The sequence below is a fragment of the Halomonas marinisediminis genome (genome assembly GCF_004347715.1).
GTDB lineage: Bacteria > Pseudomonadota > Gammaproteobacteria > Pseudomonadales > Halomonadaceae > Halomonas > Halomonas icarae.
In genome coordinates, this window is sequence record NZ_SLTR01000454.1 from 1 (window position 1) to 273 (window position 273).

Below are 273 nucleotides of genomic sequence, written 5' to 3' on the forward strand. Positions count from 1 at the left end.
TACTCGGGCAAAGCTGGGGAGGTGGCCTTCCGCATCGCCCCCCGCATCAATGCCGCAAGCCGCCTGGGGGAGGCGGAGAAAGCCCTTAGGCTTCTCCTCACGGAGGACGAGGAGGAGGCCAGGGGTTTGGTGGAGGAGCTGAACCGGCTGAACGCCCGCCGCCAGGCCATAGAGGAGGAGATGCTTAAAAGGCTTCTTCCCCAGGCGGATCCCGAGGCCAAGGCCATCGTTCTGCACGATCCCGAGGGGTATCCGGGGGTGATGGGCATCGTG

The 273-nt window shown here is 65.2% G+C and carries 1 pseudogene; it reads left to right on the top strand.

Going from position 1 to position 273, the window contains the following annotated elements:
* Nucleotides 1–273: pseudogene (locus E0702_RS17395) on the top strand (single-stranded-DNA-specific exonuclease RecJ); the annotation flags it as partial.